The organism is Anabaenopsis sp. FSS-46 (assembly GCF_029891665.1).
GTDB lineage: Bacteria > Cyanobacteriota > Cyanobacteriia > Cyanobacteriales > Nostocaceae > Anabaenopsis > Anabaenopsis arnoldii.
In genome coordinates this window covers 1-20329 of sequence record NZ_JANQDG010000021.1, presented here as the reverse complement: position 1 = coordinate 20329, position 20329 = coordinate 1, and the positions used below count along the sequence as shown (strand labels likewise).

General features: G+C 43.3%; 22 protein-coding genes and 1 tRNA gene. 11 read left to right on the top strand and 12 right to left on the bottom strand.

Annotated elements, in window-relative coordinates; all coding sequences use genetic code 11:
• Positions 1-429 (top strand): type ISP restriction/modification enzyme (locus tag NWP21_RS02395; protein ID WP_348519746.1); only part of this gene is annotated, 429 nt, incomplete at its 5' end.
• Between the two features lie 87 nt (positions 430-516).
• On the opposite strand, the gene NWP21_RS02390 is transcribed toward NWP21_RS02395, so the two are convergent.
• From NWP21_RS02390 to NWP21_RS02380, 3 genes are all read right to left on the bottom strand, one after another.
• On the bottom strand, positions 517-642 hold the full coding sequence (locus NWP21_RS02390) for a helix-turn-helix domain-containing protein (RefSeq protein ID WP_280791466.1): 126 nt from the start codon (positions 640-642) through the stop codon (positions 517-519).
• Positions 643-838: 196 nt separating this feature from the next.
• The gene (locus NWP21_RS02385) at positions 839-1966 is read right to left on the bottom strand and encodes an aldo/keto reductase (protein WP_280791468.1); all 1128 of its coding nucleotides are present in this window, start codon (positions 1964-1966) and stop codon (positions 839-841) included.
• A gap of 73 nt (positions 1967-2039) precedes the next feature.
• Complete coding sequence (locus NWP21_RS02380) at positions 2040-2537, bottom strand: bifunctional nuclease family protein (RefSeq protein WP_271731386.1); 498 nt, start codon at positions 2535-2537, stop codon at positions 2040-2042.
• Positions 2538-2876: 339 nt separating this feature from the next.
• Between NWP21_RS02380 and NWP21_RS02375 the strand changes: the two genes are divergently transcribed.
• Positions 2877-3536 carry a riboflavin synthase gene (locus NWP21_RS02375; protein ID WP_280791465.1) on the top strand — a complete coding sequence of 220 codons (660 nt, stop codon included), beginning with the start codon at positions 2877-2879 and terminating at the stop codon, positions 3534-3536.
• Between the two features lie 49 nt (positions 3537-3585).
• Here the strand turns inward: NWP21_RS02375 and NWP21_RS02370 are convergent, their stop codons facing one another.
• Together NWP21_RS02370 and NWP21_RS02365 are read right to left on the bottom strand one after the other, a co-directional pair.
• Positions 3586-5055 carry a M23 family metallopeptidase gene (locus NWP21_RS02370; protein WP_280791464.1) on the bottom strand — a complete coding sequence of 490 codons (1470 nt, stop codon included), beginning with the start codon at positions 5053-5055 and terminating at the stop codon, positions 3586-3588.
• Between the two features lie 83 nt (positions 5056-5138).
• Entirely contained in the window at positions 5139-5924 is a 786-nt protein-coding gene (locus NWP21_RS02365; protein ID WP_280791467.1) for a biotin--[acetyl-CoA-carboxylase] ligase, read from the bottom strand.
• Between the two features lie 130 nt (positions 5925-6054).
• Here NWP21_RS02365 and pgeF point away from each other — a divergent pair, with 130 nt between their 5' ends.
• Together pgeF and NWP21_RS02355 are read left to right on the top strand one after the other, a co-directional pair.
• Positions 6055-6846 (top strand): peptidoglycan editing factor PgeF, encoded by a 792-nt coding sequence (gene pgeF, locus NWP21_RS02360; protein ID WP_271731381.1) that lies wholly within the window; start codon positions 6055-6057, stop codon positions 6844-6846.
• A 46-nt stretch (positions 6847-6892) separates the two neighbouring features.
• The gene (locus tag NWP21_RS02355) at positions 6893-7726 is read left to right on the top strand and encodes a metallophosphoesterase (protein ID WP_271731380.1); all 834 of its coding nucleotides are present in this window, start codon (positions 6893-6895) and stop codon (positions 7724-7726) included.
• Positions 7727-8200: 474 nt separating this feature from the next.
• Here NWP21_RS02355 and NWP21_RS02350 read toward each other — a convergent pair whose 3' ends face one another.
• On the bottom strand, positions 8201-8812 hold the full coding sequence (locus NWP21_RS02350; protein ID WP_271731379.1) for a DnaJ domain-containing protein: 612 nt from the start codon (positions 8810-8812) through the stop codon (positions 8201-8203).
• 33 nt (positions 8813-8845) lie between these two features.
• Here NWP21_RS02350 and NWP21_RS02345 point away from each other — a divergent pair, with 33 nt between their 5' ends.
• From NWP21_RS02345 to NWP21_RS02330, 4 genes are all read left to right on the top strand, one after another.
• Entirely contained in the window at positions 8846-9943 is a 1098-nt protein-coding gene (locus tag NWP21_RS02345) for a tocopherol cyclase family protein (RefSeq protein ID WP_271731378.1), read from the top strand.
• A 43-nt stretch (positions 9944-9986) separates the two neighbouring features.
• Positions 9987-10060 (top strand) — tRNA-Arg (locus tag NWP21_RS02340).
• A 149-nt stretch (positions 10061-10209) separates the two neighbouring features.
• A complete protein-coding gene (locus NWP21_RS02335) occupies positions 10210-10332 on the top strand; it encodes a hypothetical protein (RefSeq protein WP_280791463.1) in 123 nt (40 codons plus the stop codon).
• A gap of 159 nt (positions 10333-10491) precedes the next feature.
• Positions 10492-11019, top strand: coding sequence for a YdcF family protein (locus NWP21_RS02330; RefSeq protein WP_271731389.1), 528 nt, complete (start codon positions 10492-10494; stop codon positions 11017-11019).
• A 66-nt stretch (positions 11020-11085) separates the two neighbouring features.
• Here the strand turns inward: NWP21_RS02330 and NWP21_RS02325 are convergent, their stop codons facing one another.
• The 5 genes from NWP21_RS02325 to plsX all read right to left on the bottom strand — a co-directional run bounded on the left by NWP21_RS02325 (position 11086) and on the right by plsX (position 15263).
• Positions 11086-11379, bottom strand: coding sequence for a DUF2288 domain-containing protein (locus tag NWP21_RS02325; RefSeq protein WP_280791462.1), 294 nt, complete (start codon positions 11377-11379; stop codon positions 11086-11088).
• Positions 11380-11466: 87 nt separating this feature from the next.
• Positions 11467-12102 carry a lysophospholipid acyltransferase family protein gene (locus NWP21_RS02320; RefSeq protein ID WP_271731376.1) on the bottom strand — a complete coding sequence of 212 codons (636 nt, stop codon included), beginning with the start codon at positions 12100-12102 and terminating at the stop codon, positions 11467-11469.
• A 111-nt stretch (positions 12103-12213) separates the two neighbouring features.
• Positions 12214-13095: an ACP S-malonyltransferase gene (fabD, locus tag NWP21_RS02315; RefSeq protein ID WP_271731375.1), complete on the bottom strand. Its 882-nt coding sequence runs from the start codon at positions 13093-13095 to the stop codon at positions 12214-12216.
• Positions 13096-13158: 63 nt separating this feature from the next.
• Positions 13159-14151 carry a beta-ketoacyl-ACP synthase III gene (locus tag NWP21_RS02310; protein ID WP_280791461.1) on the bottom strand — a complete coding sequence of 331 codons (993 nt, stop codon included), beginning with the start codon at positions 14149-14151 and terminating at the stop codon, positions 13159-13161.
• 86 nt (positions 14152-14237) lie between these two features.
• The gene (gene plsX / locus NWP21_RS02305) at positions 14238-15263 is read right to left on the bottom strand and encodes a phosphate acyltransferase PlsX (protein WP_271763149.1); all 1026 of its coding nucleotides are present in this window, start codon (positions 15261-15263) and stop codon (positions 14238-14240) included.
• Between the two features lie 37 nt (positions 15264-15300).
• Here plsX and NWP21_RS02300 point away from each other — a divergent pair, with 37 nt between their 5' ends.
• Positions 15301-15447, top strand: a complete 147-nt coding sequence (locus tag NWP21_RS02300) for a hypothetical protein (protein ID WP_271731372.1) — start codon at positions 15301-15303, stop codon at positions 15445-15447.
• Here the strand turns inward: NWP21_RS02300 and NWP21_RS02295 are convergent.
• On the bottom strand, positions 15441-16916 hold the full coding sequence (locus NWP21_RS02295) for a leucyl aminopeptidase (RefSeq protein ID WP_280791460.1): 1476 nt from the start codon (positions 16914-16916) through the stop codon (positions 15441-15443). The two genes, NWP21_RS02300 and NWP21_RS02295, sit on opposite strands and share 7 nt — an antisense overlap.
• Positions 16917-17136: 220 nt before the next feature.
• Here NWP21_RS02295 and NWP21_RS02290 point away from each other — a divergent pair, with 220 nt between their 5' ends.
• Both NWP21_RS02290 and brxL read left to right on the top strand, forming a co-directional pair.
• Positions 17137-17322 (top strand): hypothetical protein, encoded by a 186-nt coding sequence (locus tag NWP21_RS02290; RefSeq protein ID WP_271731370.1) that lies wholly within the window; start codon positions 17137-17139, stop codon positions 17320-17322.
• Positions 17323-17366: 44 nt separating this feature from the next.
• Positions 17367-20329, top strand: a 2963-nt coding sequence (gene brxL / locus NWP21_RS02285; RefSeq protein WP_280791459.1) for a protease Lon-related BREX system protein BrxL, incomplete at its 3' end; no start/stop codon positions are given.

Below are 20329 nucleotides of genomic sequence, written 5' to 3'. Positions count from 1 at the left end.
TTACCTTTATATGATAACTTTCCCCAATGGGTGGACTGGGGAAAACAACTCATGGATTTACATATTAATTATGAAACCGTCACACCCTACAAACTCAGTCGGGTTGATATTCCTTTAAAGGGTAACCAAACCACACCCAAGCCAAAGTTAAAAGCTGATAAAACCAAAGGAATTATTATCTTAGATGATGTGACCACATTACAAGGTATACCTAGTATAGCATGGGAATATATGCTAGGCAATCGTTCCGCCTTAGAATGGATTTTAGATCAATATAAACAGAAGAAACCCAAAGACCCCACCATTGCAGAAAAATTCAACACTTACCGGTTTGCAGACTACAAAGAACAGGTCATAGATTTATTAATGCGGGTGTGTAGAGTCAGCATGGAAACCATGAATATAGTTAATCAGATGTCTGATAACTAGGGAAACAGGGATTAGAAACCCCCCGCTCAAAGCCATAGAAAATAAACCTTTGCGTACCTTTGCGCCACCCTTTGCGCCCCTTTGCGTTTAACAACAGATATAGTCGCCACCCTGGAAGTCCTGACAAACCTGTCTGGCCACTCCTGCGTGTTGTCCTAGTAGTAGTCGTTGTTGCTTGTTGACTTTGAGTTGGGTTTTGAATCCTAGTAGCATACAGTGATTTTACTGTAATTCCGTCACAAAGCGAAAAGATGACAGGAAATTTTGAGCAACTGTGAGTGTTTGTGACTATTAGTTAAGAAAACAGTAACTAGCTACTAACCCCTATCAACCCGGCGAAATCACCGCCCTTTAGCCAAAGCTTGTTTTGTCCACTCCGTCCCCCTGCTAGTCAACATACCCTGACCATTCACCATAATCTTCTCCCAGATTTGCCGCTTAATCTCTCGTGAGTATCTTCTAATAAAGCAGGAATATTGAGGTTTTCTGGACAGCGCGGTAAACACTCACCGCATTCGGTACAACGGTTAGCTTTCATTCCAGGGAACCAGTGACCAGCATTTTCAAACATACCGTAACGATATTTTCCATAGTCATTCATATCATAAGCTACAGCGAGATTGCGTAATCGTAAAACTTCCGGAATATTGATATTTTCTGGACAAGGTAAACAAGCATAACACTGGCTACATTTATCAGTTTTCAAAGCAGCTTTCTGGTGTTCTTCTAACCGTTGGAAAGCTAAAGTTTCTGAGAATGTTAACGGTTGAACATTATCGGACTCCTGTAAGGGTTTGATTAATTCATCAGAAGTGGCCGGACCAAAACTCAAGGTAGTAATACGATGATCACTGAGTAGAAATCGATAGTTTAATTCTAAAGGTGAATAAGGCTGACACAGGTCTATTAATGTTTGGGGTGGCGTGTAGAGACGACCGCCCTTATCAGCTGGGGAAATGATAAAAATCCCCATGTCCTTGTCAGCTGCGAGCTGAATTGCTGGTGCATTACGCTGGAAAAAATAGTAATAATGTAGATTGACAAATTCAAAGAAATCTGTATTGATGGCTGCCAGAATTATATCTAATGAACCGTGGGTGGAAAAACCAACATGGTGCACTCGACCATCATCAACAGCTTCCTGAACGGCTTTCATGCAGCCATTGTTGGCTTGCACCCACTGGAGATGCTCCCAAGTATTTAAGCCATGAATTCCTAGGCAATCTAGATAATCTAGATTTAATCTTTCTAGTGATTCATTGATATACCGACGCATACTATCAGCATCAACTGTAGGCGGTATTTTGGTGGTGATGTAAACCTGGGAACGGGGTACTGTTAATCCCCCTTTGATAGCTGCACCAAGATATTCCTCACTTTTGCCATAACCTCTAGCTGTTTCAATATGATTGACTCCCTGGGCTAAGGCTGCAACAATTGTCTGCTGTGCATTTGTGACATTAGCCAGGTAGCGCATTGTTCCCAAAGAAAAGACTGAGAGGTGTAGGTTTGTTTTGCCAAAGCGTCGGTATTGCATGAAAAGAAAGTTAGCGGAAAGGGGGGTGGGTAACGGAGTGAGCACAGACGCGACTAATCACGTCTCTACTCATTTAGCTGTTTCCATTACCAAAGCGCTTGATCAAATCTTCGGGACGAAGATTGGAGATAAATTCCCGGAAGGCTTGCTGTTCTGCTTCATCTGCATCCCGGTCAACAGGGATAGAAGCATCGGAAACTACTTCTTCCATTACCCAGATTGGGGAATTAGTACGCAGAGCAATGGCGATCGCATCACTAGGACGCGCATCAATTTCTTTTTTGATTTCGCCTTGCTGGACAATTAAGGCTGCATAAAATGTGTCCTTTTGTAACGAGTGAATAATCACCTTTTCCAGAATCATCGAACATGACTGTAAAAGATTCACAATTAAGTCGTGGGTCAAAGGCCTGGGAGGCTTTTGATTTTCAAGCGCCCCCATAATTGCCCTAGCTTGTTCCTGTCCAATATAAATTGGCAAAGCACGGCGATCTGAGGAATCTTTCAAAAGTACGATCGGACTGCGGGTTATGGCATCTAATGCTATGCCAGCGACTCTCATTTCAATCATTGCCTAAGCCTCTACAATCCTGTGAATGATTGGGCGCTCCGTAATAAATAATACCATTGACTGGGGTAAGTTGGGTTGGGGAATAAACATAAGCATTGTTCTCTATAATTGCTTCTATTAAACTCCGAACTTGTTGTGAACACCAGAGTAAGTCAAAGTCATCTAACTAGACAATAACCTTCTTAACCAAGTATGCCTTGTGAATGATGCAAATGTGTTAATAAATTTATAATAAAAACAGTCTGAAATTATACTTAATGTGTTCCTCATTCATGTCAGAATTACAGTTAATTTTGGGCAAAATTAGGCAATAAATACAATTAGTTTGAGAAAAAAGCCGTGTTTACAGGATTAATCCAAGCCTTAGGAACGATGAAACCCATAGGGGGGGATTCTTGGCAAATTACCTTTGTCAGTCAATCTTCTGTTGTGATTATGCAGGATTTGGCTTATGGCGACAGCGTTGCTGTAGATGGCGTGTGTTTAACAGTGGAAAAAATTTTCCACAATGGCTTTATCGCCACTGCTTCGCCGGAGACTCTCAGCCGCACCACCCTGGGAGATGAGCAAACACAACAGAAATATGTCAACTTAGAAGCCTCCCTACGGGTGGGTGGTAAAGTCGGCGGTCACTTTGTTATGGGTCATGTAGATGGTATAGGTCAATTAGTAGAGGCCAAGCAAACCGCCAGTTCTTGGGAAATGACCTTTACTGCACCCGAAGCGATCGCGCGGTATATTGTCCCCAAGGGTAGCATTGCTGTGAATGGTATCAGCCTCACAGTAGCTGTATATGATCCAGAATTATATCAGTTCACAGTGGCAGTCATTCCCCTGACCTATGAGGAGACAAATCTCCACTATCTTCTCCCTGGTAGTTGGGTAAATTTAGAAGGGGATATTCTCGGCAAATACGTGGAAAAATTTGTTTCTCCTAGCAAAAACCACGGCAAAAACCATATAACACCTGAGTTTTTAGCAGAACATGGCTATTTGTGAGTAGGGAAAGTCAAGAAATTTGACTTTTGACTTCCCCCAGAGGGGTGCCCTATTCTTCAGGAACCCGAGCTGTTTGTAAAGCTTGTACCAACTGATTAAAGGCAATCTCTAATTGTACACCGGAGTCAACAGCAACCCAACCTTGTGGTTTGAGGTGGCGGACTTCAAAGTGTAGGTGATTACCCGTAGAATTACCAGTGCTACCAACTCGGCCAATGACGGTTCCCTGTTCCACAGTTTGACCGGGTTGGACAAATAGTTCTGACATATGAGCATAAAGGGTTTGTTGAGCAGAAGCATGGTTAATAATTACGCTTAAACCATAACCACCCAACCAGTTGGCAGTTTCCACCGTACCGGCCGCGGCTGCTACTACTGGTGTACCCATAGGAGCAGCCAAATCTGTGCCGGAGTGGAAGCGGATATCGCCTGTAATGGGATGATTTCTCCAACCAAATACCGAACTAATGCGAGCAGGTATAGAAAGGGGAAATATCATACCCCCATGACCATAGGCGACGGAACCTGTAAAGGGAATTTGTGGCAATACTGATGCTAGGGGGAACTCATAAGCTACTGTACTAGGGCGGGGTGCAATATTCCCTGCGGCCATTGGTGGGGGTAAAGTCTCACCACTGGGTACAATGGCAGAGCCTAACACCGATGTAATAGGGTTAGGGCTAAACCGATGAGAGGGAGAAGCGGTTTTGTTAGCACTATTAGCACTATTAGCACTATTAGCACTATGAGATGGAACCCATCTATTGCTGCTGTGATTATTTAGGACCCGAACCTGCGCTAAATCAATATTTTGGCTGGTTTTCACCCAGCTTGGTGCTGTTTTCTGATGGCGTGCAGCTTCCCGGTTTGGTGCAGCGCAACTACTCCCTGATATACTTTGCCCAGAGGGTAAAACAGTTTGACAACCACTAGACCGTTCTGTTAAGACCACGGAGTTAGGGGCTTGATAAGTAGCCGTTGTCTTGGTGGTGTAATTGGTAGGGTCAATATAGGCGTTATTATAATCCGTTGTTTTCCCTGCTGTTGCACCTGTTGGTCTGTCCGAGTTATTTGACGGCTGGGCAAGTTCTGGGAGTTTTTCAGGTAAACCCTGGGGTGTTGTAGGTTGGGCTACTTCAGTTTTGGGTTCCTCCCAGGTCACATTTGCTCTGGGAGTGGAAACCTGTTTTCTAGTACGTAGTTTCTGTATAAGGTCAGCTTGTTCTTCTGGAACTGAAGATTCCGGTTGGGATGGTGCGGAAGAAACAGTCTCTTTTTCGAGAGTATTTGGTATTACTACTGCTCGAACCGAGTAACTTTCATTCGTGGGAACAATATTATCTATACTTGTTTCTGTTTGGGCAATTGCCAAACCCCCACCTAAGAGGCTGACACTAGTTAGCAGAAAAAAGCCTTGTGCTGGTAGCGTAGATGCACATATGTGGAGCAGCTTCGCGTAAGGATAGCATCTTAATGAGTTCTGTGAATGGTGTTGGGCAGATTTATGGCGCTGCGTCATTGCTTCTCTCTGTTGTTATAAATTAGCCTAAAGAGATGATTTGAGTGCTTTTTATGGCCTAAAGAGCGAGATTTTCAACAAACCTAAAACAAAACAGAAGATTTACGGTAACCCAAACTGATTGTACCGGGTTCGAGATAAATTTCTGGCATTTTTATGTCATTTAGCTCTTTTATGTCAAAAGATATGTGGAGATTTCCCTGGGTCGTTACGCCCACTACAGTGCCTAAAAGATTATCTATGTATACTTGCTCACCAATATTTGTTAATAAATCTAAATATTTAGACAAGAGTACACTTATTCCTTCTTGACTGAGACAGTCTATACCGGATTGTATTCCTACCAAAACTGTTTTCGTGAGCATTTCTAGACCAGAGATAGCCTGATGAGGCTGGGAGTCCTGCCAGGATTGGAGATTGATCCCAGTTTCGGGTACTGGGTTAGCCCAGTTAATACCCACGCCAATTACTGCTTGTGTGATCTGTCCGTTATTGACTTTTGTTTCTGTCAAAATGCCGCCGAGCTTTCGACCCTCCAAGACTAGGTCATTGGGCCATTTAATGCCCACACTGATGCCGCACTGACGCAACTGGGCAGCAATCCCCCAAGCACTGGCTAAGGTAAGCCGATAACTATCGGCAGCTTCTAGTTTAGGAACAACACCCACCGAAAGATATAGTCCGCCGGTGGGAGAAATCCACTCACGACCCCATTGTCCCCTGCCAGAAGTTTGCTGAGTTGCAATTACTACAGATTTTTTATCAGCCCCATCCTTCAGCAAGCGCCACAGGGTCTGATTAGTTGAAGGAACACTTTCAAAAATATGCAGGGAAGATGGTAGATAAGTATACCTGAGTTCCGATTCCATCTGACTTTCTAAGAGTTGCCGAATGACTTCGCCACGCGAGCTATCAAATCCCACAGCAGTTAACCCAAATCACGTTCTTCAAGTTAGCATTAATTGACTGATGTTGATTTTTGTTTAGGTTTGGCTCAAGATGCACACTTGGCATTGGCACAATTGGCAAGGACTACCCTATCTTACTTGTAGTCTTCTTAAAGATTGGCATCACGGCTTTTTTACTCAGCAGTTTTGGCCGCGATCGCCTGAAGATTTGACAAAAGTACTGCACCCAGAAGCATCAGCCTATCGCCTCCAACAGGTACATGGCAATATTGTTCTCACCCCAGAAGACATTGAGGGGAAGACGGGGGGCGAGGATGGCGGTCTAGTTTTAGGAGATGGTGTGATCAGCCAACAGCCACTACAAGCTGTTTGGGTAGCTAGTGCCGATTGTACACCTGTATTGATTGCTGATGTCAAAACTCGACAAGTAGCTGCACTACACGCGGGTTGGCGGGGAACAGCAGCGAAGATTGTTCCCGTTGCTATCACCCGATTGCAAGAGCAAGGTAGCAAACTGGATGATTTACGCATTGCAATCGGACCGGCGATCGCCGGTGAGGTTTATCAAGTTTCTCTGCATGTGGCTGCCCAACTTGGTGCTACTATTACACCCTATGCAGAGCAACAGCAAATTATAGATGCTTTGCATGAGTTACCAAATTCACCGTTATTGGTAGACCCCGACCCTGGAAAGGTGAAGTTGGATGTGCGGCGAGTTAATGTTTTACAACTGGAAAGCTTGGGTATGAGCGCCGAACAAATAGCGATCGCTCCTTACTGTACTTACCAAACTCCAGAATACTTCTTTTCTTATCGTCGGGAGAAACAGAAAAAAATTCAATGGTCGGGAATTGTCAGCGCCATAGACCCAGATATATTGTGATCTTTGATAAGCTGTAAGCACTGGTACGAGGAGTCTCTGTTGTACTATGAACTGGTTGTTTACGGGACGTTTAAGAGTAGATGAAGTAACGGTTAAGATTGCGGATTTGCCAAAATCTTTACATGGTATAAAAATGGTACAGTTGACAGATTTTCACTATGATGGTGTGAGAATTTCTGAAAAACTGTTAGCACAAGCGATCGCCGCTAGTAACGAGGCTGAACCCGATATAATTTTATTAACTGGTGACTATGTAACCGACGATCCTACACCCATTCACCAACTAGCCTTACGACTTAAAGATTTACAAAGTCGCTCTGGTATTTATGCCGTCCTCGGTAATCATGATATACATTACCAGCACTCAAAAACAGAAATAACATCTGCCCTGAATAACATAGGGGTTAATGTCCTGTGGAATGAAATCGCCTATCCTTTAGGACAAGAGTTACCAATTGTAGGACTAGCTGATTATTGGTCACGGGAATTTAACCCTGCACTAGTTATGAACCAACTCAACCCTAGTACACCCCGGATTGTTTTATCCCATAACCCGGATACTGCTAAAATTTTGTCACAGTGGCGAGTAGATTTACAACTATCTGGACATACCCACGGAGGTCATATTGTCCTACCAGGAATTGGCCCTGTGATTTTCCATTATCAAAAGCTCCTAAAACAACTTCCTCAAAAAGTGCGCCAATGGGAACCAATGTTCCTAGCAAACTGCTCAAGAGTAGTCCGATATTGGGAGTGGGCAAAAGGTTTTCATCAAGTGTTGGACAATCAATTATATGTCAGCCGTGGCTTAGGAACTTATAGTCCAGGACGTTTATTTTGTCCACCTGAAGTCACTGTAATTACCTTAATCAGTCCCTAGTTATTGATTAGTTAATCATAAACCGCCACAAGTTACGATGGAAAAGTATCAGTAACCAATGGCGGCTTATTAGATATCTAGTGTTTAGATAAAATTTCAAAAACAGGGTGAATTAACTCAAATAAAGTGGACGATTTTCGCAACCATTGATCTGACAATTGATCATCCTTAATTACTATCAACAGGCATCTGTAGGTGTAACTTCCGAAACCTCCAAAAAACATCAATTAACTCAAGGTGGAAAACTTTGACGACAGGATGCAACAAATGATTTCTGATTGCGAGTTCATTAGAGCAGGAGGTACAGGCTCCAATTTATAGGTTTTTTAGTTAACTTTTAATTCCTTTGTACCTTATTTGTAATTTAGCATCCTCTATTCAATTTGTGTAAGATATTTACCAAACTTGAACAGCATTAACTTTCTGTCATAATTTTGTAAATTATCTTAATATTTCCCTGACTATGGGCTGAAATCATCGCCAACGCCTGTTTACCCTCAGTAGTTTTTTGATTTGCTGACAGCATCTTGATAACAGGGGTTGACGCTGGAATATCAGTCTGGATGACCTTGAGTATGTGGAGTCAGAGTATCCGCTGACATTCCGTTCTAAGGATGCAGCTTTATTTAAATCTGCAGTAGCTCTATATTCAAACCCCAGTTGAGAACAAACAAACCCCCGATACTTGTATGCTTCAATGTAGGTGGGATTGAGGCTAATAGCTTGGGTAAAATTTGCGATCGCTTCTTCATATTTTCCTCTACTGGCATTTTCCACTCCCCAGTTATAAAAAGTTTCAGCATCCCAGCGCTGAACAGATATATTTACCTGATGAATTGAAAGATTTGGAGGCGAAGCAGAAGGTAAACTGGTAGTGTTTAGCTGTTGAGACTTGAGTTGCTTGTAAGCTAGATTGATTTGTTTGATTTTTGACTCTGCTCCTTGTTTTTCCTCAGGGTTAAGAAAGCGATCAGGATGCCAAATCTTCACCAACTGACGGTAAGCTTGCTTCACCTGTTCCTGAGACGCACCGGGGGTTAGTCCTAAAACTTCATAAGCATGATTAATATCGAGGTAATCGCTCATACTGAAAGAAACAGGCAACTTTTATATAGATATATGTTAACTATTCCCCTAAATTTTTTGCACTCAAACCAAACCCCTCATAGTGGATACCATTGGGACGGTAGTAGTCGCCGCTTTTTTGAAGGTTGGTATTATCGCCTAACTTTACCTGATTGTGGTCAAACCTTCGCGTTCATGTACTCCATAGAAGACCCCATTGGAGGCCAACCCTATAGTGGTGGTGCTGCTCAAGTGCTCGGACCCAATGATGAGTATATATGTCGTACTTTTCCTGATGTCAAAGGATTTTGGGGTAGTCAAGATGTTCTCGCATTAGGTCATTGGGGTAAAACCCACCTCAACAACCTACCTTTATATCTCACCCCCACCGAGTTTAAACATCATATCCAAGAAGGCTATCAAGCTACAGCTACCTTAAATCAAGGAGAGATTTACGATCCGGCTACTGGTAATTATTGCCGTTGGCTATACGACATTGAGCCGATATACTACTGGGGGAATAAAAATAGTCTTCAGCAATCAACCGCCGGTTGGCTGTCATCTTTACAGATTTTTGAACCTGGATGGCAAATCTTGATGGCTCACGGGTTAGCAAGTGGTAGGATTGATTGGAACGGTAAAATCTATGAATTTACAAATGCGCCAGCTTACGCAGAGAAAAACTGGGGCGGCGCTTTTCCCCAAAAATGGTTTTGGTTGAATTGTAATCACTTTGATGGCGAACCCGATTTGGCTTTGACGGCTGGCGGTGGCAAGCGTGGTGTATTGTGGTGGATGGAATCTGTGGCCATGATTGGCTTGCACCATCATGGCCAGTTTTATGAATTCGTTCCCTGGAATGCAAAAGTAGAATGGGATATTCAGCCCTGGGGTAGATGGCAAATGCGCGCCAAAAACTTACATTATGAAATTGAATTGACCGGAACCACGCCTTTACCTGGTACACCCCTGCGCGCGCCGACAGCAAATGGTTTATTATTCTGTTGTCGGGATACCATGCAGGGAAAATTAAGTTTGGAGTTACGAAAATTAACTCCTAGCAAATCTCAAACAATCCTCAAAGCACAGAGTTCTCTATGCGGTTTAGAAATAGGCGGCGGTTCTTGGGATAATTCTTGGCAGTCTACCTAAAAATCCTGCTATCATAGTATCTGCTTGCATATGCTTTGTAGTTGGGGCTGTAGCTCAGATGGATAGAGCGAGCGCCTCCTAAGCGCTAGGTCGCCGGTTCGAGCCTGGCCAGTCCCGTCCTCAGTAAATGATTTAATAAGAAGAAAGTCGGAAATGGTATTTAATTTTCCGACTCACTTGATTATCTGGTATCAACTGCGATATGTCCTGTTAATGCAGCTTTGTCTGTGTATTATGTAAAAAAATCGGCATTGCATAATCGAAGTATGAATGGTGTTTCTCGTACCAGCCCAGCTTATACCCATAGAGTTCCTGCGGCTCTTGCAGGAATTGCTTTAGAAGCAAAAGTAAGAGTGTTCAAAACTCAGTCTTGGGAATTTCATAGGTGAATTCCGCAACGCCAAAACATCAGTTGATATTTGGGTAGATTTTCTTAAATTACCCTACATACTTATTTGTCTTTTTTTAGATAAAATCCTGGACTCAACAGACTAAAGTATAGAGCCTTGAAGAATCATTTATTATTTACAGGTCATTCATTTCGGTTTATGGTTTTCGCCCTACCTCTATTAATGTGGTTGGGATACCAGGAATCGCAAACTAAGAATTTACCACCCCAAGCAGTATTAGTTTTAGGTGGTTCTACCTCACATTTAGAACGAGAACGGTTTACAGCTAATTTTGTCCGCGAGCATCCAAGTTTACCCATTTGGATTTCTGGTGGTAGTCCACCTAGATCAACTCAGAATGTGTTTGCCAAAGCTGGAGTTGATCCCAAACGATTGCACTTGGACTATGAAGCTGTAGATACTGTAACAAATTTTACTACACTAGTAGATGAGTTGCAGGCTAAAGGTATTAAGAGTGTTTATTTAGTTACTTCGGAATTTCATATGCGCCGCGCCCGTGTGGTTGGCGAGATAGTTTTGGGAAGTCGCGGTATTCAATTTAAACCTGTAGCAGTACCTTCAAAAAATGTCCATGAACCCTTGGATAAATCTATCCGTGATGGGGTGAGGGCTTTAGTTTGGTTGGCTACTGGTTACACGGGTGCAGAACATATGAGAAAGCAATGAATCACAGGTGAGGGATGGAGATTCAGATTTGAGCTAAATCTTCCCAAAACTTGTTTCCCAGTCCAATTATGCTGAGATTTCTTGTATTAGAACATAGGGCTGAATAATCAGAGTCTTAAATCTTTTAGTGCGATCGCTATTCCAATTCCCCATTTGTGTATTGGAAGGTTTAGCTATTAATTGTCCGTCAATCCATGCTTGCACTGATGAAACCTGATCGCTAGCGATCGCCACTCCCACATCCAGCAAGTCTAAACCTGGCGTGACTAAAATCACCGCATCCCTTTGTACATGAGGAATTAGCCAATCCCACTCAGCCTCATCCAGATTGTCTGTTAATTGTGTTCTTAAATCGGACATAATTCCCCATTTAGATATTTTTCTGGCCGATTTTAGCCTAATTTTTGCCCTAAGATTTTCTGGACTTGACTCTTTGCAGCATATTTCTCAGCGTCCTAAATCATGCAACTGATTAATTGCTGTAGCACACTTATCTGTCACAGCTTGTAATTCGTCTTTATTGGTAGAACTGGGTGCATCAATTAATTTGCCAATCCTAATAGTTAAGGGAACTGGAAGAGGTATGGAGCCTGTTTGTAATATCTTCTCAGAACCCCATAAACTCACCGGTAAAAATGGTGCTTTAGCCTTGGCCGCCAAGAGAGCCGCCCCTCGTTTAGGATCTGTGATCTTCCCATCGGGAGTGCGAGTACCTTGTAAAAAAACACCTACAGCCCAGCCATTATCAAGGTACTCTAGGGCTGAACGAATAGAATTGCGGTCAGCGGTACCGCGACTCACCGGGTAAGCACCATACAATTTAATTGCTTGTGCTAAAACAGGGACTTGAAACAACTCTTCCTTAGCCATGTAAGCCACTGGACGACGTACACAATTAGAGACAATGGGGGGATCAAAGTAACTAGCATGATTACTGACTACCACCAGTGGCCCTGACTTAGGGACATTTTCCACCCCATAAATTCTCCCCCGAAAGTAAGCATGAAGCATAGGGCTGACAATAGACCACTTAAAAGCGTGGTAAAGTGCCAAACTGATCAAAGGTTCGCGGGTTCGAGACATAGAGAAATGGGATATAGGGTATTGGGGAATGGGGAATGGGGATAGGGTATAGAAAATCTCAATTTTGCCCAGCAGCCTAGACTCTGCAATCTACGTCTGCTTTACTATCCCCTATTCTGGCAACTCTGCTGCATTACGAACATTTTTTAAGATTAAATCCGGTGTAGTGCGTTTAATCAAATTAGTTAGCACATTACCCGGTCCAATTTCCACTACTTCCTCAATACCCTGTATTGCTAATTCCAAAGAAATTTCTCGCCAGCGTACTGAACCGGTCATTTGTTGGCTGAGGCGCTGCTTGATTATTTTGGCATCAGTGGATGGAAGCGGATCTACGTTAGACAGTACGGGTATAACAGCCGGCTGAAATTCTACTAATTCTAGAATATCTTGGAACTCGGCGGACGCAGCAGCCATCAAGGGTGAGTGAAATGCTCCGGAAGTTTTTAAGGGTATAGCACGTTTGGCTTTAACTTGGGAAATTACTGTTTTGACAGCCTCTGGATTCCCAGATATCACTACCTGAGCCGGACTGTTATCATTAGCCAAAACTGCATCTGGTGTCTGAGCAAGAACTAATTCTAACTGTTCACGGTCAAAGTTCATCAGAGCAGCCATCATTCCACCAGCGGCACTATCCATGAGTTCAGCACGACGCTTGACCAGGTGTAAGCCAGCAGACCACTCAAACACACCGGCAATGTAAAGGGCGATATATTCGCCTAAACTGTGACCAGCAACTACATCTGGTTGATGTCCCCGTTCTCGAAGGATATCAGCCAGGATACTTTCTACTACATAAAGACTGGGTTGTGTGTAGAGAGTCCGTGATAACTTTTCTTCTTCGTTCTGACATAATTGTGTGAGAGACCAGCCCAAAATTGCTTCGGCTTCGGCAAATTTATCTTTAGCGGTAGGTATATCTAATAAATCCATTCCCATTCCCAGGGCTTGAGAACCTTGTCCGGGAAACACCCATGCAGTTTTAGTCATTAGTCGTTAGTCATTGCTCATTGGTGATTGGGGTAAGTGTAGTTTTTTACTCTTGAGTTTTAACTATCTTCCCCATTGAAAAATTGCTGCGCCCCAAGTGAGTCCTGCACCAAAGCCAGATGTGGCAATGATGTCGTGGGGTTTGATTTTGCCTTGGCGCACTGCTTCATCTAGGGCTAGGGGGATAGAGGCGGCAGAGGTATTACCATAATTAGCCAGATTGCTAATTACCTTGTTTTCTGGAATATTTAGGCGTTGGGCAACGGCATTAAGAATGCGTTGATTGGCTTGATGTAAGATCAGCCAGTCTATTTGCTCAACAGTGAGATGAGCCTGAAATAAAGCTTTATCAATAATTTCAGGGACTTTTTGCACAGCAAAGCGGTATACTTCTTTGCCGTTCATGGTGATCGGCTGGTAAGTACCTTGAGTGATATTTACATTGGGCAGGAGTTCTTGGGCGGAGGGGGTATAAGCAAGATTGAGGTAGCGGTTTTGGGTCCCATCGCTTTTCAGGGAAAATCCTAATAGGCGATCGCTGTTATTGGCTTGCAGTACCACCGCTCCCGCACCATCACCGAACAGTACACAAGTCCTGCGGTCTTGCCAATCCACCCAGCGAGAGAGGATATCAGCCCCAATTAGGAGTACGTTTTGATAAACGCCTGTTCTGATATATTGGGCTGCTGTGACTAGCCCAAAGACAAACCCAGAGCAAGCAGCCGTTAAGTCAAAGGCTACTGCTTTGGTTGCTCCTAATGCCGCCTGAATTTGACAAGCACTGCCAAATAAATCATCTGGGGTGGATGTGGCCAGCAGAATCAAATCTAGGTCTGTTGCCTTTATCCCTGCCGCTGCGATCGCTTGACTACCGGCATCAGCCGCGAGGGTGCTCACCGATTCAGATGGCAATGCTAAACACCGTTGACGAATTCCGGTTCTTGTGGTAATCCAATCGTCTGAAGTCTCCACCAGTTCAGTCAGATCCTGGTTACTGAGGTGATTTTTTGGTACTGCCGAGCCGCTACCTGTAATTGCTATGCCTAACTTTTCCACTCCTAGTCTCCCAAGCTATAAGAATTTTAGTCATGAAAATTTGTATTTTTTTCCCAGCTATTGCTCGCTAGTTTTGTGACTAATTTCTAATTGGTTTCCTGCTGTAGGATTTCATATTGGGACTGAAGTCTTTGCAGCACCTGATTATCTACAGCTTCTTTGGCCATGCGAATGGCGTTAAAAATAGAAGGAGCTTGAGAGCTTCCGTGGCCAATAAAACAGACTCCGGCTACGCCTAACAGCAAAGCACCGCCATGTTCTGCATGATCCATGCGCTGTTTAACTCGCTTCAGGTTAGGTTTTAAAATTGCCGTCCCAATTTGACCATGTAATCCTTGGGGTAATTCTTCGCGCAGGATTTGCAGAATCACTTCCCCCACGGCTTCGGCAAATTTCAACAACACATTACCCACAAAGCCATCGCAGACAATCACATCGAAGTTACCCGAAAGTACATCACGCCCTTCAGCATTACCAATAAAATTAATTTGGGAATTTTCCCGTAATAATTCATGGGCGCGCAGGGCGACCTCATTACCCTTAGTGTCTTCTTCGCCGATATTCAACAAACCTACATGGGGATTAGTAATACCTAAGACATACTGACTATAAGTTGACCCCATGACAGCAAACTGCTCTAAAAACTTAGGGCGGCAGTCTACATTGGCGCCAACATCAAGTATGAGTACTGGTTTACCGGCTTTGATTGTAGGGAAAACCGTACCAATGGCTGGGCGGTCAATTCCTGGCAATCGTCCCAGGCGGAGCAAAGCTGCTGCCATAGCTGCCCCTGAGTGTCCCGCAGAAAACACGGCATCTGCCTGCTGCTGCTTGACTAAATCCATAGCCACATTAATAGAAGCTTTGCGTTTGCGTCTCACCGCATTCAAAGGCTCCTCATCCATTGCGATCGCTTCCTGTGCAGGAACGATCTCTACCCGCTCCAAATTAGTGTTTGGGGGCAGGGCGGCTGCTATTTGTTGGGGATCACCAACTAATAGTACTTTTACACCCAATTCGTCACTTGCCCGCAGTGCGCCAGTGACGATTTCTCCGGGTGCATGATCCCCTCCCATTGCGTCAATTGCTATCCGTACGCCAGTCAATCCCATTGCTTAGAGCTACTAGAAACCTTACAAATTTTACCAGATGGCTTTGCTGAAAAACCGGGAGTTTCTCACTGCCATATTCTTCCTGTTAGTATTGCAACATATTTTAGTAGCTACGTGGCAAATTTTCAGGGATTGGGGCGCACTGATTAAGGAGTCAAATACCCTGCTTGTGGCTTCCTACTGAGCTAATACCCAATTAACTAGGGTTCTTACACCATAGCCTGTAGCCCCTGAACTGTTGTAACCGTTTTCCTTATCTGTCCACACTGGCCCAGCAATGTCTAAATGGGCCCAAGGGGTATCTTTAATGAACTGTTTGAGGAAAAGAGCCGCAGTAATGGAACCCCCAGGACGCGGACCGGTATTTTTCATGTCCGCAATCCCGGATTTCAACCCTTCAAAATATTTTTCTTCCATTGGCATCCGCCACAGTTTTTCCCCTGCGGTTTCTGCGGCTTGTTGCAGTTGGGAAGCTACAGCATCATCGTTCGTATATAAGCCGGCAATGTCATCACCCAAGGCAATCACACAAGCACCGGTGAGGGTGGCTAAATCAACCATGGCATCTACTCCCAATTTATCTGTATACACCAAGGCATCCGCTAAGGTCAAACGCCCTTCAGCGTCGGTGTTATTCACTTCTATGGTTTTGCCGTTGGATGCTCTGAGGATGTCCCCTGGGTGCATGGCGTGACCGCTAATCATGTTTTCTGTGGCGGCTGAAATGAAGTGAACTTCTACATCTGGCTTGATTTGGGCGATCGCTTTGGCAGCACCCAAGGTCGCACCAGCACCGCCCATATCAATTTTCATAGTTTCGATGCCGCTACCAGCACCTTTAATATTTAGTCCGCCGGAATCAAAGGTTAATCCTTTACCAATAATTGCTAGTTTGCGTTTCGGTGTGCCTTCGGGTTTGTAGGTGAGGTGAATGAATTTTGGTGGTAAGTCTGAAGCTTGGGCAACTCCTAAAAACGCACCCATACCTAACTTTTCGCAGTCTTCCCGTTCCAGAATTGTTACCTCTATGCCGTGTTCAGTCGCGATCGCACGGGCTGTTTCTGCTAGGGTAATGGGTGTTACCTCATTGGCTGGTGCTGCTACCAATTCCCTAGCTAAGATTACCCCGGAGACGATATGATTAGCTAGGGTAATGGCTGCTTCTTGTCCACTCAGTCCCAGTAAATCTACTGTCTCAATTTTTGCTCCTTTATCTTCTGGCTCAGACTTAAAGCGAATGTCCTGATAAAGCGCTAGTTGCGTACCTTCAGTTATAGCTTGAGCAGTTGCTGCTGGCTGATTATTCCACACAGGAAAACTCACGGCGAGAGTTTTGCTTTTTTGCTTTTTTGCCACCTTGGCCACAGCAGCAGCCGCACGTCGCAGAGTTTCTAATTTCAGGGCTTCTGGTTTCCCCAAACCCACTAAAATTACTTTACGGATAGAGCCACCAGCACTAACACGGGTGAAAATGGTGCTGTAGGCTTTGGCGGTAAATTCTTCTTCGGCAATTAGTTCTTTTAAAACCCCGGCAAACTGCTCATCTAATTTTGCCAGTTCCCCAGTTAACTCAACTGCATCTTCAAATAATCCAATTGCCAAACTATCCCCTGCCCAATCTAGCAAAGCCTTGTCACTAGGTTGAATTTTCATTTTCTGATTTTATCTAGGTTTTCCTGCTTGTACCAGTATTACCTAAAATTCTATTTTCCCTGGGGTAGAAAATACCAAACAGTCTGAGAGGATGTTTGATAAGTTTTCAGCCGTAATTTTCATCACATCTTCACCCCATTTAATTGATTAAATAGTGACACTAAGTTACTGCATTTCAAGTTACCCTCAAACCGACACCCCGATTACAGATGTACCTAGAGTGAATTTAACTAGTACAAGTCCTAATCCAGGCGATCGAGCAATTGACTTAAGATTGACTGTAAATACCGCTAGTCCTCCCACTAGGGCTTATTTAATTGTCAAAGATGCAGATGACCAGAGCGAATTGCTGCGAGAAACATGGATAATTAGTTTAGGTATTGCCAATGACTTTGGTGATTTTTAATCATAACCCCAAATCTTGAGTTTCCCCCCTCTCCCCTTTTCCCCATGGACGACCTTAACCAAAAACTAAACAACATTTATCCTGGTAAGGTAGTACGGAAAGACCTGACAAAGCGCATCAAAGAAGGTGCAAATGTACCCGTCTATGTGCTGGAGTATCTATTGGGTATGTACTGTGCCACAGATGAAGAAACTACTATTGCAGAAGGCGTTACTCGTGTCAAAAATATCCTAGCTCAAAATTATGTTCGTCCTGATGAAGCGGAGCTAGTCAAATCCAAAATTAGAGAACTAGGACGTTTTACAATCATTGACCAAGTAAACGTCACACTCAACGAAAAAGATGATATTTACCAAGGTACCTTAACCAACCTAGGTATTAAAGGTGTAGTAATTGACCCAGAAACTGTGAAACTAAATTCTAAACTCCTAGGAAGTGGAATTTGGTGTATTTTACAAATGGAGTACGAAGGAGGGACAAAACCTAGTCCTTTTATTGTCGCCAGTCTCAAACCCATTCAAATGCCTAATGTAGATATGGATGAACTGTTTGCATGTCGTCCAGCTTTTACCCGCAATGAATGGATTGACCTGTTAATCAGGTCAACCGGACTAGAACCAACTATTGTGAGCGACGAAGTAAAATGGCATTTACTCGCGCGTTTAATACCTCTTTGCGAGAATAATTATAACTGCTGTGAACTTGGCCCCCGTTCCACAGGTAAATCCCACGTTTATAAAGAAGTTTCTCCCAACAGCATCCTTGTTTCTGGCGGTAAAACCACAGTAGCCAATCTTTTTTATAATATGTCCACCCGGCGCGTGGGATTGGTCGGTTTATTTGATGTAGTTGCTTTTGATGAAGTCGCCGGTATCAGCTTTCATGACAATGATGGTGTACAAATCATGAAAGACTACATGGCTTCAGGTTCCTTTACACGGGGTAAGGTAGAAATTCCCGCTAATGCTTCTATGGTTTTTGTGGGTAATATTGATCAAAGCGTAGAATCCTTGGTAAAAACCTCTCATTTATTGGCTCCATTTCCTGAAGCCATGATTGATACTACCTTTTTTGACCGCTTTCACGCCTATATTCCCGGTTGGGAAATTCCCAAATTCAGCCCAGAGAATTTTACCAATCAATATGGTTTTATTGTTGATTATTTAGCAGAGTGGTTGCGGGAAATGCGTAAACGCAGTTTTGCCGATGCGATTGACCGCTATTTTCGCTTGGGTAATAACCTCAAACAACGGGACGTGCAAGCAGTACGTAAAACTGTATCAGGATTACTAAAATTACTTTTCCCCGATGGTTCATTTAGTAAACAAGATGTACATGATGCTCTAGTATATGCACTGCGAGTGCGCCGACGGGTGAAGGAACAGTTAAAGAAAATTGGCGGTATGGAATTTTATGATGTCCATTTCAGTTACATTGACCTGGAAACAATGGATGAGCATTTTGTTTCCGTACCAGAACAGGGAGGATCTACCCTCATTAGCCAAGATATTCTTACCCCTGGTCATTTGATTTTGATTGAGGAAGCTACTAAGCCCTTGCCAACCGGTGATGAATTAGCCGAGGTACAAGCAGCATTAGCTGCATTTAACGAAGATACAAAAGAATTATCAAACATCTATAAAATTAATAAGATTCATAACCATGAATTACTTCAGCCAGAATCTGTAGCTGAGGAATTTATTTTCCCTGAATCAGTTGAAGAAATTCCTGGGAAAAGAATTTTTCGTACCCCATCATTCAAGCCACACAGAGAGACTAAAGAGGCAATAAATGCCTATCGTGAACACCTCGTTGATGCACCGCCTATTCAACCCAACTTATTAATTAATCGTATGCCTGGAGAAAAACCCAAGGGATTAATGGGCATTTCTGTTCCTTTTCGCGGAACTCGGCGAAGTACTCTAATTTCCGAAGATTTTCCGGAAGATTATAAAGCGATGGGGCAAGAAGCTGGCTGGCTATTACAACCACTAGCTTTTATCGAAACAGAAATTAATGGGCGGTGGCTGTTTTGGGAGGAAACTAAAAATAATAAACGGGTTGCTAAGGATGCTTGGTCTAAATTAGACTTTCGTTCCCGCCATGAATCTGTAAAAAAAATGCTCTATCACTGCATTAATCAAATCGAACCCAATATCCTTAATTCTGAGAATAAATGGGGAGCAGTGCATTATTTCTTTGACTGGTTGTTATGGAGTTTAGGGCATCCATCTGTAAGTAACTTCCCTCAAACAAGGGATTACCTGAAAGGTGCAAATACAGAATATCGTCGTACTGCTCACAATCGCTTAATGCAAGTAATAAATTTAAGACTCCTTCTGCTTTACCCATGTGATTACTTTGGAGCAATTCTAGAGGAATTAAGCGATGATGAAGAATCATATGAATTTAGCATCTCAATTGATGAAGCCCGTCGCTGGTGTGAAAAGCAATTTAAATCTCAAAGTAGTAACGCTATTAGCAGTGAAGAACTTTTCTTAGATCCAAATGTAGAATCAGGGCGGTTATTATTGGCCGCATCCAACTATACGACTAATGCCATCGGTTACACCGATAACGAATGGTGCGCTAAAGCAACTTTAATTAATTTGTACTTTTATGCGCCTCACTTACTTTATTGTAAAGATAACTATTCAGGTTGGGATTCGGACTGGATTCGCGCTGATCTAGAAGTTGGCGACAGAATTGCTCAACTAAAGGGCTTTACTGGATATAAGGATAAATATCAATACAGCAATGACTCTGTACAGCATTTTTCTCCATTAATTTTGATTGAGAAAACTAGTAACGCATTACCTCTTAGTGATGCTGAGATAGAAGCACAGATTGCTGAAATGACAGGTACTAGTAGGAACTTCAACGCATTACCTCTTAGTGATGCTGAGATAGAAGCACAGATTGCTGAAATGACAGGTACTAGTGGGAACTTCAACGCATTACCTCTTAGTGATGCTGAGATAGAAGCACAGATTGCTGAAATGACAGG

Excerpts from the sequence above, each read along its gene's own strand:
- NWP21_RS02365 (WP_280791467.1), bottom strand. The coding sequence starts at position 5,924 with ATGGAATCGGAACTCAGGTATACTTATCTACCATCTTCCCTGCATATT.
- NWP21_RS02390 (WP_280791466.1), bottom strand. The coding sequence starts at position 642 with ATGCTACTAGGATTCAAAACCCAACTCAAAGTCAACAAGCAACAACGA.
- NWP21_RS02295 (WP_280791460.1), bottom strand. The coding sequence starts at position 16,916 with ATGAAAATTCAACCTAGTGACAAGGCTTTGCTAGATTGGGCAGGGGAT.
- NWP21_RS02325 (WP_280791462.1), bottom strand. The coding sequence starts at position 11,379 with ATGTCCGATTTAAGAACACAATTAACAGACAATCTGGATGAGGCTGAG.
- NWP21_RS02350 (WP_271731379.1), bottom strand. The coding sequence starts at position 8,812 with ATGAGCGATTACCTCGATATTAATCATGCTTATGAAGTTTTAGGACTA.
- NWP21_RS02335 (WP_280791463.1), top strand. The coding sequence starts at position 10,210 with ATGAATGGTGTTTCTCGTACCAGCCCAGCTTATACCCATAGAGTTCCT.
- plsX (WP_271763149.1), bottom strand. The coding sequence starts at position 15,263 with ATGGGATTGACTGGCGTACGGATAGCAATTGACGCAATGGGAGGGGAT.
- NWP21_RS02345 (WP_271731378.1), top strand. The coding sequence starts at position 8,846 with ATGTTAACTATTCCCCTAAATTTTTTGCACTCAAACCAAACCCCTCAT.
- NWP21_RS02320 (WP_271731376.1), bottom strand. The coding sequence starts at position 12,102 with ATGTCTCGAACCCGCGAACCTTTGATCAGTTTGGCACTTTACCACGCT.
- NWP21_RS02370 (WP_280791464.1), bottom strand. The coding sequence starts at position 5,055 with ATGACGCAGCGCCATAAATCTGCCCAACACCATTCACAGAACTCATTA.
- NWP21_RS02330 (WP_271731389.1), top strand. The coding sequence starts at position 10,492 with ATGGTTTTCGCCCTACCTCTATTAATGTGGTTGGGATACCAGGAATCG.
- NWP21_RS02355 (WP_271731380.1), top strand. The coding sequence starts at position 6,893 with ATGAACTGGTTGTTTACGGGACGTTTAAGAGTAGATGAAGTAACGGTT.
- pgeF (WP_271731381.1), top strand. The coding sequence starts at position 6,055 with ATGCACACTTGGCATTGGCACAATTGGCAAGGACTACCCTATCTTACT.
- fabD (WP_271731375.1), bottom strand. The coding sequence starts at position 13,095 with ATGACTAAAACTGCATGGGTGTTTCCCGGACAAGGTTCTCAAGCCCTG.
- NWP21_RS02385 (WP_280791468.1), bottom strand. The coding sequence starts at position 1,966 with ATGCAATACCGACGCTTTGGCAAAACAAACCTACACCTCTCAGTCTTT.
- NWP21_RS02380 (WP_271731386.1), bottom strand. The coding sequence starts at position 2,537 with ATGATTGAAATGAGAGTCGCTGGCATAGCATTAGATGCCATAACCCGC.
- NWP21_RS02300 (WP_271731372.1), top strand. The coding sequence starts at position 15,301 with ATGGCTTTGCTGAAAAACCGGGAGTTTCTCACTGCCATATTCTTCCTG.